Genomic DNA, 15,323 nt, shown 5'->3' with positions numbered 1-15,323 from the left:
AAAATATTATATTTATCAACATAAGAAAGAAACTATATGAAAAAGTATCATAAAATTATAATTGAATTACATTATACGGATTGATCATTTGCTAGATTCCTATGTTTTTCTTTTCTTAATACTGGTATATGAACAATCAAAATTCCAAGTATAGTAATCCCCCCACCAATTATTGAAACAAAAGTCGGTACTTCTCCTAACCATATCCAAGCAACGAAACATGCAGTTACTGGCGTTAAATATAGAGAATTTGTTGCTTCAGCAGCACCAGAATGAGATATGATATAAGCCAATGCGATATATGGGAGTACTGTTGGAAATAAACCTAAATATATAACACTCATATTCACTTCAAGAGGAGCTGCTAGTATTTCTGTATACATTCCCGGGAAGAAAATAAGCATACATACCGTACTAGATAAAATTGTATATATCGTAAATGGTAAGAAGCCGTACTTTTTTAAGTAAGAAGTTTGGAAAACAAAATATAAGCTTTCTGAAGTCGCTGCTAATAGTATAAAAAATCCCCCACTATTTAATTGAATAGCATCTCCTTGGCTAAATGATATGAGAGCAATTCCTATAAAACTAATTACACCACCGATCCAACCGTTTAATTTCATTTTTTCGTTCAAAAAAATAGAAGCAAGAATTGCCGTTACTATAGGTGTGACGGAAACGATTAAACTTGCCGATCCAGCATTTACTGTTTTTTCACCATAGTTTAATGCGATGTGATAAAAAGTAAATCCTAAAGCACCAAATATAAAAATTGCTGGGATATCCTTTAAATCCGGTATTCGTAACTTGTAAATAAAAGAAAACAACAGAAGTATAAATGAAGCGATTAATAAACGTAGTAAAGTCAGATGCTCAGGTGTATAAGATGAAAGCCCCATACGAATTGCCGGAAAAGCAGATCCCCATATAAGAATCGTAAAAACGTGAGCGCATATAATGCGTAAATCCCATTTTTTATTATGCATGTTGTCTCTCCCTCCCTAATAAACCAACCATTTTCGAATTACCAATTATTTCTTTTCATCATATTTAATAGTTGATACAATGTCTTCAACCAGTTACTTATCGTAAAAACCAACCACTTGGCATTTTTTAAGTGAACGAGGGGAGTTTATTTATGACAAATAGTAAAAAACTGCCTAAGTATCGGCAGATAGTAGATTATATGAAAGAAAAAATTGAAAATGGAGAGTGGCCAATTGGAAGTAAGATCCCTAGTCAAAGGCAGTTAGCAAAATCATTTGAAGTAAATCGTAGCACTGTAATAACTGCACTAGATGAACTTATGGCTGATGGACTGATTCAAGGGAAAATTGGAGCAGGAACAATTGTAACGAATAATACATGGTCATTATTAGCAACGAATCCACCACCTGATTGGAGTGAATATGTAAAGGCCGGTATTCATAAACCAAGCAAGTTAATGGTACGAGAAATAAATGAGGCAGAAGCAAATAACAAACTTATCCATCTTAGTAAAGGCGAACTTGCTCCTCATCTTTTTCCGTTAGAAACGATGCAGTCCATTATGAAAAAAGTAAGTGAGGAATTAGATTATTTTGGATACGAAGAACAAAAAGGGTTTTATCCGTTACGTAAAGCAATAAGTAAATACGTAAAATCATTCGGAATACATACGTCACCGAGTTCTATATTAATCGTCTCTGGTGCATTACAAGCATTGCAATTAATATCAATTGGTCTTTTGCATAGAGAATCAACTGTTTTACTTGAACAACCTTCTTACTTATATACACTTCATGTATTTCAATCAGCAAATATAAATTTATCTGGTATAGCTATGGATCATCACGGTGTTTTACCTAACGAATTATTAAAACGCATTAAATATAGTAAAAAGAAAAACATTTTATATTCTATCCCTAGTTTTCAAAACCCAACAGGGATATTAATGTCTAAAGAGCGAAGAAAAGAAATAATAAAAATATGTGAAAAGGAACAGTTACCTATTATTGAAGATGATATTTATCGCGAGTTATGGATTGATGAACCACCTCCAGTCCCTTTAAAGTCGATAGATAAACATGGACATGTATTATATGTTGGTAGCCTATCTAAAACACTTAGCCCAGGACTTAGAATTGGATGGATTATTGGACCTGAACCAGTTATTGATAGATTGTCAGATATAAAAATGCAAACAGACTATGGATCGAGTTCATTATCTCAAAGGGTTGCTGCCGAATGGATAAATAAAGGTTTTTATGAGGAACATGTTGCAAACGTAAGAATTCAACTAAAAGAACGAAGACAAATCATGATACGGGCTTTAAATAAGTATTGTGCAGATGTTGCAACGTGGGATATTCCTAGTGGTGGATTTTTTATATGGCTAAAGGTAGTACCTAGCATTCCGATGAAGAAATTATTTTCAGAGGCTCTATCAAAAGGGGTTCTATTAAACCCAGGACGTATCTATGAAGAAGAATCAGATCAGTACATACGTTTATCGTATGGATATGCTTCCTCTGAACAAATCACTAACGGGATTAAATTGTTGAGTGAATTAATTCGTAAGCTAATGGCATAACAAAAACTCCTCTTTTTCTATGGAGGAGTTTTTGTATATCTTATTTACCACAATCTCATTTCCTGTCCCAATAAAATAAGTTCGTCATAAGGATCCCCGACAATGTTTAATACTTGAGCAAAAGCAGGCTCTGTTTTTAAACCTTTCTCTTTTAAGCGAATAATTTCTTCCCTTATATGTGGATGCTGCATTAATAACATGTGTTCTACTATCATATGTCTATACGCATTTTGGTTACGCACTGGCTTAGGCTGGGCAAATAATTCAAAATCAAAACCTTCAAATTTAAAATTCACCTTTATCGATTCGGTATTTTTAATTTTTTTCTTTTTTATTTTGAATCCTTCATAAGAACCATATAAAGATCTCATTTCTTGTTCAAAAACATCAAAGTTATGTACTTCCATTACTATATCTAAGTCAGATTGAAGCGTATCAATTCTTATAGGTATAGTCCCGCAAAGAACGGGATTATATAAAGCTAAATCCTCCATGATGTTTAGTTTATTCAAAACATCATAAACCTTTTGTTGCTTGTCATTCCCTGATTGTAAATATGTAATAGATGTAAACATGGAAGTCTCTCCTTCATTTCACGTAATACGTGACTCACTAAATTCAAGAAAATTTGTTCTAAGAGTACCTTTATTTCAATATATTAAGACGAATAAACGATATGTTTCAACTTTTCTCCTATACTGCAATACTATAGAAATAAAAAAGGAGGAATTATTATGAGTATTTTCAATGTTCTTTTGACCATCCACATTTTATTTGGAACAATATGTTTAATTACCGGTATTGTGGCGATGGTTGCTCAAAAGAAGAAAGGGAAACATACGGAATGGGGCGAAATATATCATGCATCCTATGTTGTCATTACCCTCACTGCAATTATATTATCCATTATAAACTGGGATAAAATCGCATATTTATTTTATGTAGCAATTTTCTCTTATGCTTTTGCGATTTATGGCTACCTTGCAAGAAAAAAACGCTGGAAAAATTGGATCCACCACCATATTAGAGGTATGTTAGGTTCTTATATAGGTGCGGTAACCGCACTTTTAGTAAACGTCGGTATTCATATTCCCATAATTAATTTACTGCCACCTATATGGTTTTGGTTTTTACCTACATTAATCGGTATTCCTCTCGTAGCCAGTGTATCAAAAAAATATAAAAAGCGTAGTTAAAATTCATTACATTTTCGTTACTTTCTGACTAAACTTATGAAAAATAATACCCAATGTCGTATTCTTTCGCGTTCGGTTCGTAAAACTAGCAAAAAAAGAATCCAATATGCTTATTGGATTCTTCTTCACGTCTTTTTCATATTTCATTTCAATGTCGGCTCTATGTATTCAATGATATTACCATCTGGATGACGAATTATCATTTTCATACCTGTGGGTACTTGTATTGGTTCAGTAATCATTACGCCGTTATAGTTTAAGATTAGTTCTTTTACTTCGTTGAGATCATCAATTACAATCGTTGCAGCAACATGATTCTTAATTGTTTCTTTTAATTCTTCAATTAAAAGTAAATTTGTAAATCTAATCACATGCGTTCCGTTCATTTGAAATTCGTGTGGTTTTTCTTGCTTTAATAGTATTTTGTAAAATTCTAGATGAGTTTGTAAGTCTGAAACATAGAGGCGTGGGACAACAGCTAATATATTCATCCTACTTACACTCCTTTTTAGTTTAACTAGATTAATTTAATTATATATTACTCGAAAACCTATATAAACTATTACGTTAAAAACAGTTTCTTTTAATTAAAACTTTAATAATGAATGTAATCGATCCGGATAATTCGTAAACATCCCGTCAACTCCCCATAATAGTAACTTTTTCATGTCTGCTTCATTATCTGCAGTAAATGGATGAACTTCTAATCCTTGTTTCTTTATTTTCTTTACGTAAGCTGAATCAATATATTTATAGTTCATTCCAAGACCAATGCAATATGTTTTATACTTTTTTATCTCTAATTCAGTTAATTGAACTGCCTTCTTATAGGATAATAATTGCACCAGGGGTATATTAACATTTAAATTATGAATTTTTTGCAGACTTTCTTCACTAAATGATTGAATAATAACTTTATCCTGTATTTCATAGTGATTAATAATTTCTAATAACTTTTCTTCCATTTCTGGATATTCATCAGGTGATTTTGTTTCAATATAATAGTTCGCGTCATGCCCAAACACTTCAATTACTTCTTCGAGTGTTGGAACTTTAGCATTTTCATATTCTTTCTTTGCTAAATTTGGATACTTTTTATTGTAAGTAGAGCCTGCATTTAGTTGCTTTATTTCTTCTAATGTATGTTCCTTGACTAGTCCTGTACCATTTGTAGTACGATTTAATGTTTCATCATGCATAGCTACTAAATATCCGTCTTTTGTCATTTGGAGATCTATTTCTATATAATCTCCTTTTAATTGTTGTCCTAATGTATAAGCTGCTATTGTATGTTCTGGTGCATACGCAGAAGCTCCTCTATGTGCAATGTTTTTTATATGAGTTGATTGATTAATAGCTTTCGTGTACTTACGTTCATTTACTTTATGAAAAACAAAAGTACCTATTACTATAAAGATGCAAAGTATTGTAACGATATATATCTTTTTCATAATGATTTATTAACTCCTACATGAAAGCAATTTGGCTTGAATAATTTATTCAAATAAATGTCGATTTTCAAATACAGTCATTTGTCCAACAGATTGAAAACCGGCCTTTTTATAAATATTAATCCCATCAGGTGAAGCTTGTAATACGCATTGAGCAACGTTTAATGCCTTTGCTTCTTGTAGCAAGTAATGAAACATAGTAGAACCAAATCCTTTTCCTCTCATTTCTTCTTTCGTTGCTATATCATAAATACCAATACTATCTTTTGTACATACTAATGAACCAACCGATATGACTTCATCTTTATAAAGTCCTAAGTATAGGTTCATATTCCCACTATTCCATAAGTCGAAAGAAGCAGTTTGATTGTAGAATGCTTGTACATGTATACCTTCCTCTGATGAACCAAACAAATTAGCTAACGTTTCTCCAAACTTTTTAATTTGTTCTGGTGAAGATGCTTTTTGTATTGTAAAACCTTCTGGCATGTTTATTGTCGGATGAATTGTATTTAATTCTGCGACCATTGCAATATTTTGTTCTGCTTCTTTTAAGTCCAGTTTTATTAATTCGCTTTTTATAGTCTGCTCGTACCTATCATCCCAAAACCAAACACTCATTGGAAATTTCTTTTGATTATAGTTGTTTACCTCTTTATATAATTTCTCGATCCCTTCTGTTACATTATTGTTTAGTAAAGTAATGATATTAAATGTATCTGCAGGTAAACCACAGTCGACAGCAATGTAATCCTTCGTTTCTTTCACATTCATTCCCTGTGCCTGCCGCGCAATATATGAAGTTTTATATGTAAAATTATCTATTAGTAACTGTTTAAAATTCATCCATTTTGCTCCTTTTATAAAATTTGTATTCGAATACTTCAGTATTAAATATAACATATAAGAAATGTACCTATTTCTATAAAAATATCTCTTTACATTACTCTTTGCGCCCTTAAAGAATAAAAAATGATATAACGTTGTCGGAATGAAAAAAGTGGTATATAATAAATATTATCATTACTAGTAATTATTTTAGGTATTCCTAGAATAAAGGAGCGATACATATGAAAATTACTATTTATTTCGGAAGTCATGAAGATCAAGATGTTCGTACAATGGACTGTCATTTAGATGTAGAAGATACAGAAGAGATTGTTTCTGTATCATAATATAAATTGTGGGGATGAACCCTCTTCCCCACAGCGTTTAAGGCACCTTTTGCAGGTGTCTTTTTTGTTGTTTTTTTCGTCAAAAACCCTTTACTTTATAGCGTTTTAATAGTAAAATATAAATATACGAACAAACGTTCTTTTTATTTTAATTGTACATGAAGGGATGATTTTTACAATGGCTCAAGCAAAGCGCAGAGGAAGAAAAAAGCAAACACCTATCATTTCAAATACAGGCTTTATCGGCTCTGTCTTTATTGATACATTGGAGTTACAAAAGAAATCCTATTATTTCGCTCGTAAAAAACTTCAAATTGTTCATCACGTATTAGATGGTCTCTCTGGGGCAACAAGTTCTCTATTTAAGGAACATAACATTTCAGCATATATGTCATGTGTATATTTACATAAACAAAAGAAAATCGGCTTTGTTCTTTCAACGAAACCATTTGAACAAAGTGACGGTGTTGCTTATTTTGTAAATTATTTAATCGAAAAGAATTTTTACGGTAATCATGACGAAGACGTAGAATATCAAGAAGTATTTAATACAGGTTTTATCGGTGTAGTATTCGCCGATTTATGTAGTATAGATCGCTTTAATTTCGAGTTTGAGATGGGTATGTTAACGAAATTAATGAAAGATATGATTATTCCGGTTAAAGAACTCTTTTTACGACACAATGTACCAGCTTACATTTCCACTTCTCATTTAGAGGAACAAAACAAATTAGGTTTCGTTCTATCTGTAAAACCATATGATGAACGTGCAGAAGCAGATTTATATTTTGAAGCGTACTTAAAAGAACGCGGGTTATTTATTGGTGATGAAGAAGACGATATTGATAAGATTGTTATTAGAAAAACAGCTGAATTACGATAGACAAGCGCAGGATGATGATCCTGCGCTTTTTCCATATTATTTAATTACGTTCAACACTATACCCTTTTGAATGAATTTCTAAATTCAATTTATTTGAGTAAACCTGATTCAAAATAAGAAATACGATCCCTCCTCCAATTGGAAGTGTGTAGGCTGGAATATGATTTAATAATAGACCTGATAATGCCAGTGCTATCGGCTGCATCATTTTACCTACGCTTAATCCAATACTAAGCACTCTGCCCCTATATTCATCTGGAATCTCTCTTTGCATAAAATAAATTAAAGGGATATCGATTAATGCTATCATTAGCCCTAAAAAGAACATAATAGCGCAATACATAGTAACAAATACAATATTATTAACTTCAATACTTTTGAATAGGACTGGGGCACCTGAAACTATCATAAAAATTGCCAACATAAAACTTATTTTTTTCAATAGATAGGAATAAGAAAAACGATTCGTTATCTTTTTCACTAACATTGCACCAACTATCATACCTATCGGGAAAGTCCCTTGAATCAAACCAAATTGTTTAGAACTAAGGTTGAGAACTGTATTAATAATGTATGGCAATGGAACAGTTACAGCAAATCCAAGGAAAAAATTAAATGAAATTAAAATACGAAACGTATTTTTTAGGCTTTCCCGCTCCATTAAGTAAGAGCATCCCTCCTTTATATCTTTAATAAAATGAATTTCTCTAATTGAACATTCCTCATTTATGTATTGCTCACACAATTTAAAGTTTATAAACAATATGGATATAGCCGAAAGGATAAATGAAATACCGTTAATAATTATAAAAGTTTTCATATCAAAGACCGCAAAAACAATGCCTCCTAACATAGGTCCTAGAATTAAAGATATAGAGTCGATAATTTTACTTATAGAGTTAAGACTCATTAGTCTCTCTTTAGAGACGATATTTGGTTTTGCAGCCTCTAACCCTATTCCAAAAAATGTTGTAAATACTGTCATAAGAAAGGTAGTAGTATAAACGATGAATAAGTTTAAACCATAATAGCTGCTTAATATATAAACAGTTATTAATAAGCATCCGCTTAGTACGTCCATACAAACGACGAGTTTCTTTTTATCAACCTTATCAGCAATTACACCGGCAAATGGATTCATAACAATCATTGGAATTGTTCCTAATATGAGCGTAATCGCGAAATTTAACGCAGATCCAGTTATTTGTAAAACATACAATCCTAATGCAAAACTATAAATAGAGCTACCGAATAGTGATACTGTTTTTGCAATTGAATATAAACAAATATTTCTTAACTCTTGGTTTCTTTTTTTATTTTCCATATGTAATCGTAAACTTGCCATAACTTTTCCCCCTGCCTAATTTTGTGTTACGTACATTGTAAGTTCTCGGGTCAACCCAATCGCAATATGTACGATTTGAAAAGTTTGAAGGGAAAATAAATAAAAGATGGGGTTAACCCCATCTTTTTCCGAAAAATGAATATGTATAAATTTCTTCTCCTTGAACAAAGAAATCCTCGTATTTTCCGCCCCGTTCCAAATAATTTGACGTTCGTTCATCAATGGATTGAAACCTTAGATTATGAATTTCTTTCATTACTTTTGAAAGTTTAAAATTCTCTCGAAATCTAGTTGTAATTTGGCTATTTATACTGAATTTATTAAATAAAATAAATGAGCTTAATAAATAACAATCGTGTTTAAAAAGCGAATTTAATTCGTGTAATAAAAAAGCCTCATGTTCAAAACTATAATTACTTGTACCAGACTGATCAATTACAATATCAACAGAATCTTTTTGAATAGGGATGTTTAAGAAATCAGCACAGATAAATAAAATGTTTCTTTTAGGATTTCTTTTTTCAATTACATCTTTTAAAAATAAAAGTTTATTCAAATCTCGATCAACAGCAATATATAAACAATCTTCCGGTAGTTCTTCATAACTATTCCGTAAAAAGAATCCGAGGCCGGATCCTAAATCCAGTAGTATCTTATTATTTAAATCTAGCTGCATTAGTTTCTTTTTCGCCCATTCTCCTCCCTTCTGTATATTTTCTAAAAAAGCAGTATCCGTTTCATGAATATAATCCGAAATAGTATCATCAAGTGACGTCAGCTCATTTGCTTTAAATAATTTACCCGCAGTTATAATTCCTGAAGTAATAATATATTCTTCACCACAATCACAAATTAACTTCCCCTCAGTAATTTGATTGTTAGTAATAATTCCATCTTGAAGAATTAATTTTTCGCTACACTTAGAACATGTAAGTAAATGTAGTACACTTAAATCTATCCCTATAATTGAATTAGAAGTTTCATTTGTTAATAATAAATCATGTAACACTCCCTTTAATTTATCCCGTTTCTCCTCTAAAAGTTCTATTTCCTGTTCCATCTTGTCATATTTCAGTTTAAATAAAGATTGGTAAAAAGTATCTTTTTCGTAATTCATAGATTTCGCTAAATTTTTATAAAAAAATAGTTCTTTAATTTCATTCAAACTAAATCCTAAATCTTTGTAATATAAAATGAGTTCTAAATCTGTTTGACAATACTCATCAAAAAAATAGTGTCCTCCCTTTTTTTCAGGAATAATGAGACTAAGATCCATATAATGTCTAATTGTATCAATACTTAAGTTATTTACTTCTCCAAACTTACCGATTTTCATAATATCCCTACCATTTAAATATTTTTTTATACAGATTTCTATTTTTATATTTAAAAACCCTTTAAACTTTTGAAACAACATTATTTACGTTATGTATGGGGTATTTGAATACCACATATTTTATAAGGTGTATAATCCTTTTATTTAATTAAATTTCCATCGTATAGAACGTATAGGATATACAGGAATTTATAACTTAATATAGAAAATAAAAAGGAGGAGTTTATATTCTAAATAAGGGGATATACATACGGAATGAGGGATTAGAAAATGACAATTGCAATAGTCTGTTTCGATAACTTTACTGATATTGATGTTTTTCTACCATGGGATTTATTAAATCGTGTACGTTTAGTTGGTGGTATTTCTGATTGGGATGTCCAGCTTTTAGGAACGGAAAAAACTCATATATCCATGTCTGGCTTACGTATTCCCATGACAGGAAGTATATTTGATCTTCCTTCTGCTGACGCTGTAATATTTGCAAGCGGTAAAGGTGTACAAGATTTATATAAAAACCAAGAATATATTAATAGCATTCATGTAGATCCTCAAAGACAATTAATAGGATCTATGTGTTCTGGTTCACTACTATTAGGAGCTAAAAAATTGCTAACTGGCAAAAAAGCAACTACATATCCATCCGCAGTAGAACAACTTAAAGAATTTGGCGTAGAGGTTATTGAAAAAAGTTTCGTAAACGAAGGAAATATTTCAACTGCTGCGGGTTGTTTTGCTGCTCAAGAACTTTCAGCTTGGATTATAAGGACCCTGCTTAATGAAGAAATGGTTGATATTGTACTAGAAACTGTTCAGCCAGTAGGAAAAGGTTTATATTTTTAAATAAGTCGAGTGATTGGTTAGTCCTGGAAACAATAAAATGAATTCTTTTGCTTAATATAGACATGGTGTGTCCCCATTTTCAAATAAAAAAACCCGCGAATCATTCACGGGTTTTCTTCTTAATAACTAATTGCTATTGTACCTTCACCTGCATGTACCGCAAATGAAATTGGTAATGGATATAGTTTGAAATCCATTTCAGGGAATGCTTGTCTAATATCTGCAATCCATTCTTCAGCTCCAGGTTTATCGTTAGCATGGAACATGTGAAGTACTTTTGGTAATTCTTTTTCAAGTTCATTTTTAATGTATTCTCGACATTTTTGGATTTTGCGAACTTTCTTTTCAAGTAAAAGCTCGCCACCTTTTACTTCTAATATTAAGTTAACACTTAATAAACTCCCAAGTAAAAATTGAACTCCCTTTACACGTCCACTTGCGTAAAGACCCTTTAAACTTTTCGGGAATACGTGGAAAGGTCTTCTTTTTTCATCTACTAATGTTTTGTGTATATCTTGTAAAGTCATACCATCATTGTATAACGATTTCGCTTTTCTAATTAGTTCATCCATTGGATAACTTGTTGTTTCGCTATCTAATACCGTTAATGGGAAACCTGCCATTTCTGCAGCTAACTTCATGTTTTGATAGGTTCCACTTACTTTTCCGCTAATAGCAACTGCAAATCCCTCTTCATATTCTTCTTTGCATTTCGAAAATAACTCTACCATTTCCCCTATGTTAGGTTGTGATGTAGTGACAGTTTTACCTTCGTTTAAAGCATTATAAACGCGCTCGCGCACACCTTCTTCACAATCTTTATACGACACACCATCAATAATAACTTCAATTGGGATAACAAAGTTATCTCCTTCTGTTGTAAAACTCGCAGTTGTACTATCAGTAATCCAAGCAACACGCTTCATGTTGTTCCTCCCTTAATTCAATTCCTCTTTTCTAATTTTTCTATATATTTATGTTATGAAAAGAGAATATCCCTGTAATAGTAACAGGACTTTATTGTTTTGGCTATAGTAGATAGATGATAAATGTGAATATTTCTTGTCTTTTTCACAAATTAAAAAGAAAATCAAGAAATTTGCTCGATTTTCTTTTTCTCATACATTATTTAAAAGTTTCATTATCTAAAATCACAACATAATCGTTCGTCAAGCGACCTGCTTCTTTCGTATAACTAACAAGTCTTTGTATGTTATCACAGCTAAGTTTTGCACCCCATACGAGTAGTGGTACACCAATAAAGTCAATATGAAATCTTCTAGAAAACAGACCGCCAAAAGTCATTGGTAAAGGTACAGTTGGTGATGTATTAGAAAAAACGATCTTTTCATGACTTTGATAATGTTTTTGCAAAATCTCTCCTAAATGCTTCATCGCAGGTACAACGACTTTAGATGCCCCGCACCCAATTGTATATACAGGATTACCATTTTCATCTATTCCATGAAAAATAATTTTCCCCATATCTTCGGTTTTCAATTTATTAAAGTAATCTACATTTAATATTTCTTCTTTCGTTAACTTACGGTCAGTTGGCAATTTATTTAAATGATAAGCTGCAGCGAGTGCAGTTGAATGTGTTCCGCCGAAATCAGTGTAAATGAATATCATATGATCATCCCTTGTTATAAAAGTTCAATGTTATTTAGTATTACCGTTCACAGCATTGTTAAACAAGGGATAAATGTATTTACACTTTTTGTATTAACTCATTATATTTTTTCCAGATATAATATCGTCTACTTATTACCGTACCTAATGTAATACATAAAAAGGCATTCGTTACAACCATTAATGTGGAATGTGTACTACCTGAAAACATACTTTGCTTAATTCCAATTTTCGCACCTAAAATAACAAGAAGAATCATTGTGCTTAACCAATTTCCTTTTCGTAATACATGACCCGTTTCACTATCTAATCGAAATGTTAAAACTTTTCCGCGTATAATGCCAAAACCTAAGCCAATTCCAAGCATTGCAACAAATAATAGTCCTTGCAGCAAAGTTATTTGTCCCATATGAATAATGGACTGGATTGTTACAAAGCCCAACAAAACTGGAACAAGCCAAATGCGATTTATTTTGATTTTTCGCTCTTTCCCTTGCAGCAAAACAATAATAAGAATAACAAGTACAATATCCATTTAAAGTCCTCCTATATAGTTGTTTGCCTTTAAAAATTATATTCTCTTCTTTTCATTTCATAATTGAAATACGATAACTCCTTTCAATTGTATGATGTGGAATTTGATTTCCCATCAGTCTGAAGCATTATTTTAAAAAATAAAAAGACGTACTTTTTACCCGTACGTCTTTAGTACCGTTATTTATAAAATAAAGGTTTTCTAGTCAACTAAAATGTTTTTCAAAACAAAAACAATTATGAACTCGTTTAAATTGTTTTCTTATGTCTTCTTTATTTTCACCTGTATAATGAGCAAATATTTGAACCGGATATAACTGATCAATATTACTTTTCATTACACCTTTTATCTCGTCTGTATGATCGCTATATACGTGTAAATACGAATCTACGTTTACAAATCCGTTCTTTTCATACCATCCATGTACCCATAGATTGTCCCTAGTCCACGCTTCTAATCGATTTAGGTTAAGTTCTTTCGCTAACTTTTCTGCCTCATTTAATAGTTGATTACCAATTTTCATTCTACGGAAATCCGGATGAACTGCAATATGCCAAATCATGCCGCCAAGACCTGTCCCTCTTGAACATACCGTACGTTCTTCTAATTCATATTCAATATCTATTAAACCCACAATTTGATTTTCGTATACAGCTACTAATTCAATTGCAGGATTTTCATATTTTTCTTTCTCTCTAAATACGTTATCGTAATATGCTGTATCTAAAAAAGATAACACACGGCAACGTACCCAACCGGTTTCATCAGATTTTTTATATGCTCTAATCTTAATATCCATGTAATCTAAAAGCTCCCTCTATATTTTTATTAATTTTTCAACTCCTACTTCGTTGCTTTAGACATATAATCAATTGAACAATCTAAATCTAGATATAATAATTTTCTGGACTATATCCTTTGCATTAATCATATTTGTCACCGTCATATGCAGAAGAGATTCTTCCACCTAATTATTATTCAATATATAGATGGAAGAATCCTCTAGTGATGTATACTAATTGAAAAATGGAAGAAAAAATTATTTGGAATCTACTGATTCAGCATGATATACCTTGGATTTTGAAGGTAATAAAGTAAACACACACAATATAATAGTTATAAGTAACATTACCAATGATCCTACAATAACTACATGTTGTATAGAAATAAATTGAGTTGCAACTCCGAATAGAATCGTAATCAAAATGGTTATGCCGGCAATTACTAGTCCATATATACTTCCAATCCGTCCCATTATGTGAACAGGAACGTTGTTTTGATAAAAGGTATAATATCCTGTATTTGCATATGCCATAGAGAAAGATAAAATAAGAAATCCGATAGCAGCTATTACGAACCCATTTGAAAAAGCATAAATTAAATAACCAATTGCAATGAATAATGATCCTATTCCAATTAAAAATGACGGCGCTAATTTTTTAGATAACATTGTATTTGTTATAGCTCCTAAAATAATTCCAGCCCCGCCGGCACTAACTAAAAATCCATATTCACTATCTGTTAACAATAGAACTTCTTTAGCAAATGACAATTCAAGCGAATCATTTGCGGTAGCTAAAACCATCATCCCTTGAAATAAGAAGTACACAAAAACGATATACAAAGATTTTTTACTAAAATTTAAAACGATGTTCCAATCTTTTTTTAGTACAGCTAAAGATAACTTGTCATTTGATGTATGCATATCGGATTTTTTATCAAGATTAGGTAATAGCAATGTAATTACTCCTGATAAGAGAAATGCTATAGCATTTATATATATTGCAAACTCTGGTGTACTTGCTATTAACAATACTCCCGCTATCGCTGGGCCAATTAAAAATGCACCAGATCCTATTAAACTACGCAATGAGTTGAAACGTTGTCTTTTCTCAACTGGAATTAATTTAGTCATATATGTCATAGCAGTTGGCTCGTAAATTGCATTAGCCATACTAATAAAGAATACGAATACATAAACCATCCAAAGTGATGGAAGTAAAGGTAAAATAGCGATAAATACCGCACGATATATATCGAGGTGAAACATTAATTTTCGTTTATTTAAACGATCAATCATACTCCCTGACCAAGCGTTTGTTAATAAAGCGGCTAATGGTTTAATTACATATAAAGTAGCAACAGCTAGGGCTGAACCGCCCATATTATAGACAAGTACGTTTAGTGCTATTAAGTAAATCCATGCCCCTAAATTTGCAATACCAACTCCGGACAGTAATAATAAAGGATATTTCCAATCGTTAAGTAAGTTTTTCATTTTCGGCCCCGCTTTCCAAATTATTTTTAACCAATAAAAAAATCCCACCCCCAAGACTTTAGTCTTAGGGACGAGAT

16 protein-coding genes and 1 other annotated feature (1 of these 17 running past the window's edge) are annotated in these 15,323 nt (G+C 31.6%); of the genes, 4 read left to right on the top strand and 12 right to left on the bottom strand.

Annotated elements, in window-relative coordinates; genetic code table 11:
- Positions 1–71 precede the first annotated feature (71 nt).
- Positions 72–986: a DMT family transporter gene (locus MKY00_RS13165; protein ID WP_016717607.1), complete on the bottom strand. Its 915-nt coding sequence runs from the start codon at positions 984–986 to the stop codon at positions 72–74.
- Between the two features lie 152 nt (positions 987–1,138).
- Here MKY00_RS13165 and norG point away from each other — a divergent pair, with 152 nt between their 5' ends.
- Complete coding sequence (gene norG / locus MKY00_RS13160) at positions 1,139–2,572, top strand: efflux pump transcription regulator NorG (RefSeq protein ID WP_016717606.1); 1,434 nt, start codon at positions 1,139–1,141, stop codon at positions 2,570–2,572.
- A 44-nt stretch (positions 2,573–2,616) separates the two neighbouring features.
- Here norG and MKY00_RS13155 read toward each other — a convergent pair whose 3' ends face one another.
- Entirely contained in the window at positions 2,617–3,147 is a 531-nt protein-coding gene (locus tag MKY00_RS13155; RefSeq protein ID WP_000495174.1) for a DUF4269 domain-containing protein, read from the bottom strand.
- A 159-nt stretch (positions 3,148–3,306) separates the two neighbouring features.
- On the opposite strand from MKY00_RS13155, the gene MKY00_RS13150 reads away from it, so the two are divergent.
- Entirely contained in the window at positions 3,307–3,768 is a 462-nt protein-coding gene (locus tag MKY00_RS13150) for a DUF2306 domain-containing protein (RefSeq protein ID WP_000021776.1), read from the top strand.
- A gap of 143 nt (positions 3,769–3,911) precedes the next feature.
- Here MKY00_RS13150 and MKY00_RS13145 read toward each other — a convergent pair whose 3' ends face one another.
- The 3 genes from MKY00_RS13145 to MKY00_RS13135 all read right to left on the bottom strand — a co-directional run bounded on the left by MKY00_RS13145 (position 3,912) and on the right by MKY00_RS13135 (position 6,065).
- Complete coding sequence (locus MKY00_RS13145) at positions 3,912–4,259, bottom strand: VOC family protein (RefSeq protein WP_001022863.1); 348 nt, start codon at positions 4,257–4,259, stop codon at positions 3,912–3,914.
- A gap of 96 nt (positions 4,260–4,355) precedes the next feature.
- A complete protein-coding gene (locus MKY00_RS13140; protein WP_016717605.1) occupies positions 4,356–5,219 on the bottom strand; it encodes a glycerophosphodiester phosphodiesterase in 864 nt (287 codons plus the stop codon).
- Between the two features lie 45 nt (positions 5,220–5,264).
- Positions 5,265–6,065 carry a GNAT family N-acetyltransferase gene (locus tag MKY00_RS13135; protein WP_001009763.1) on the bottom strand — a complete coding sequence of 267 codons (801 nt, stop codon included), beginning with the start codon at positions 6,063–6,065 and terminating at the stop codon, positions 5,265–5,267.
- A gap of 495 nt (positions 6,066–6,560) precedes the next feature.
- On the opposite strand from MKY00_RS13135, the gene MKY00_RS13130 reads away from it, so the two are divergent.
- Positions 6,561–7,277, top strand: coding sequence for a hypothetical protein (locus tag MKY00_RS13130; protein ID WP_002021581.1), 717 nt, complete (start codon positions 6,561–6,563; stop codon positions 7,275–7,277).
- Between the two features lie 40 nt (positions 7,278–7,317).
- Here MKY00_RS13130 and MKY00_RS13125 read toward each other — a convergent pair whose 3' ends face one another.
- Both MKY00_RS13125 and MKY00_RS13120 read right to left on the bottom strand, forming a co-directional pair.
- Entirely contained in the window at positions 7,318–8,622 is a 1,305-nt protein-coding gene (locus MKY00_RS13125) for an MFS transporter (RefSeq protein ID WP_016717604.1), read from the bottom strand.
- A 112-nt stretch (positions 8,623–8,734) separates the two neighbouring features.
- A complete protein-coding gene (locus MKY00_RS13120; protein ID WP_062822563.1) occupies positions 8,735–9,958 on the bottom strand; it encodes a methyltransferase domain-containing protein in 1,224 nt (407 codons plus the stop codon).
- Positions 9,959–10,228: 270 nt separating this feature from the next.
- Here MKY00_RS13120 and MKY00_RS13115 point away from each other — a divergent pair, with 270 nt between their 5' ends.
- Positions 10,229–10,801, top strand: coding sequence for a DJ-1/PfpI family protein (locus MKY00_RS13115; RefSeq protein WP_016717603.1), 573 nt, complete (start codon positions 10,229–10,231; stop codon positions 10,799–10,801).
- Positions 10,802–10,920: 119 nt separating this feature from the next.
- Here the strand turns inward: MKY00_RS13115 and MKY00_RS13110 are convergent, their stop codons facing one another.
- From MKY00_RS13110 to MKY00_RS13090, 5 genes are all read right to left on the bottom strand, one after another.
- Positions 10,921–11,727, bottom strand: coding sequence for a DegV family protein (locus MKY00_RS13110; protein ID WP_000831949.1), 807 nt, complete (start codon positions 11,725–11,727; stop codon positions 10,921–10,923).
- Between the two features lie 199 nt (positions 11,728–11,926).
- A complete protein-coding gene (locus MKY00_RS13105; protein ID WP_016717602.1) occupies positions 11,927–12,433 on the bottom strand; it encodes a DUF3189 family protein in 507 nt (168 codons plus the stop codon).
- A 79-nt stretch (positions 12,434–12,512) separates the two neighbouring features.
- Positions 12,513–12,968, bottom strand: a complete 456-nt coding sequence (locus tag MKY00_RS13100) for a DUF1453 family protein (protein WP_016717601.1) — start codon at positions 12,966–12,968, stop codon at positions 12,513–12,515.
- Positions 12,969–13,173: 205 nt separating this feature from the next.
- The gene (locus tag MKY00_RS13095) at positions 13,174–13,767 is read right to left on the bottom strand and encodes a GNAT family N-acetyltransferase (RefSeq protein WP_016717600.1); all 594 of its coding nucleotides are present in this window, start codon (positions 13,765–13,767) and stop codon (positions 13,174–13,176) included.
- Between the two features lie 240 nt (positions 13,768–14,007).
- Complete coding sequence (locus MKY00_RS13090; protein ID WP_029141126.1) at positions 14,008–15,246, bottom strand: MFS transporter; 1,239 nt, start codon at positions 15,244–15,246, stop codon at positions 14,008–14,010.
- Positions 15,247–15,309: 63 nt separating this feature from the next.
- Positions 15,310–15,323: a binding site (T-box leader), on the bottom strand; it runs 245 nt beyond the window's last position.

The sequence above is a fragment of the Bacillus sp. FSL R9-9834 genome, from assembly GCF_038006905.1.
Classification (GTDB): Bacteria; Bacillota; Bacilli; order Bacillales; family Bacillaceae_G; genus Bacillus_A; species Bacillus_A pacificus.
The sequence above is the reverse complement of the archived record's forward strand: the minus strand, read 5'-3'. Positions and strand labels throughout refer to the sequence as shown.

What these genes read in the sequence shown, in the direction of transcription:
- MKY00_RS13165 (WP_016717607.1), bottom strand. Translation starts at nt 986, where the DNA reads ATGCATAATAAAAAATGGGATTTACGCATTATATGCGCTCACGTTTTT.
- norG (WP_016717606.1), top strand. Translation starts at nt 1,139, where the DNA reads ATGACAAATAGTAAAAAACTGCCTAAGTATCGGCAGATAGTAGATTAT.
- MKY00_RS13155 (WP_000495174.1), bottom strand. Translation starts at nt 3,147, where the DNA reads ATGTTTACATCTATTACATATTTACAATCAGGGAATGACAAGCAACAA.
- MKY00_RS13150 (WP_000021776.1), top strand. Translation starts at nt 3,307, where the DNA reads ATGAGTATTTTCAATGTTCTTTTGACCATCCACATTTTATTTGGAACA.
- MKY00_RS13145 (WP_001022863.1), bottom strand. Translation starts at nt 4,259, where the DNA reads ATGAATATATTAGCTGTTGTCCCACGCCTCTATGTTTCAGACTTACAA.
- MKY00_RS13140 (WP_016717605.1), bottom strand. Translation starts at nt 5,219, where the DNA reads ATGAAAAAGATATATATCGTTACAATACTTTGCATCTTTATAGTAATA.
- MKY00_RS13135 (WP_001009763.1), bottom strand. Translation starts at nt 6,065, where the DNA reads ATGAATTTTAAACAGTTACTAATAGATAATTTTACATATAAAACTTCA.
- MKY00_RS13130 (WP_002021581.1), top strand. Translation starts at nt 6,561, where the DNA reads ATGATTTTTACAATGGCTCAAGCAAAGCGCAGAGGAAGAAAAAAGCAA.
- MKY00_RS13125 (WP_016717604.1), bottom strand. Translation starts at nt 8,622, where the DNA reads ATGGCAAGTTTACGATTACATATGGAAAATAAAAAAAGAAACCAAGAG.
- MKY00_RS13120 (WP_062822563.1), bottom strand. Translation starts at nt 9,958, where the DNA reads ATGAAAATCGGTAAGTTTGGAGAAGTAAATAACTTAAGTATTGATACA.
- MKY00_RS13115 (WP_016717603.1), top strand. Translation starts at nt 10,229, where the DNA reads ATGACAATTGCAATAGTCTGTTTCGATAACTTTACTGATATTGATGTT.
- MKY00_RS13110 (WP_000831949.1), bottom strand. Translation starts at nt 11,727, where the DNA reads ATGAAGCGTGTTGCTTGGATTACTGATAGTACAACTGCGAGTTTTACA.
- MKY00_RS13105 (WP_016717602.1), bottom strand. Translation starts at nt 12,433, where the DNA reads ATGATATTCATTTACACTGATTTCGGCGGAACACATTCAACTGCACTC.
- MKY00_RS13100 (WP_016717601.1), bottom strand. Translation starts at nt 12,968, where the DNA reads ATGGATATTGTACTTGTTATTCTTATTATTGTTTTGCTGCAAGGGAAA.
- MKY00_RS13095 (WP_016717600.1), bottom strand. Translation starts at nt 13,767, where the DNA reads ATGGATATTAAGATTAGAGCATATAAAAAATCTGATGAAACCGGTTGG.
- MKY00_RS13090 (WP_029141126.1), bottom strand. Translation starts at nt 15,246, where the DNA reads ATGAAAAACTTACTTAACGATTGGAAATATCCTTTATTATTACTGTCC.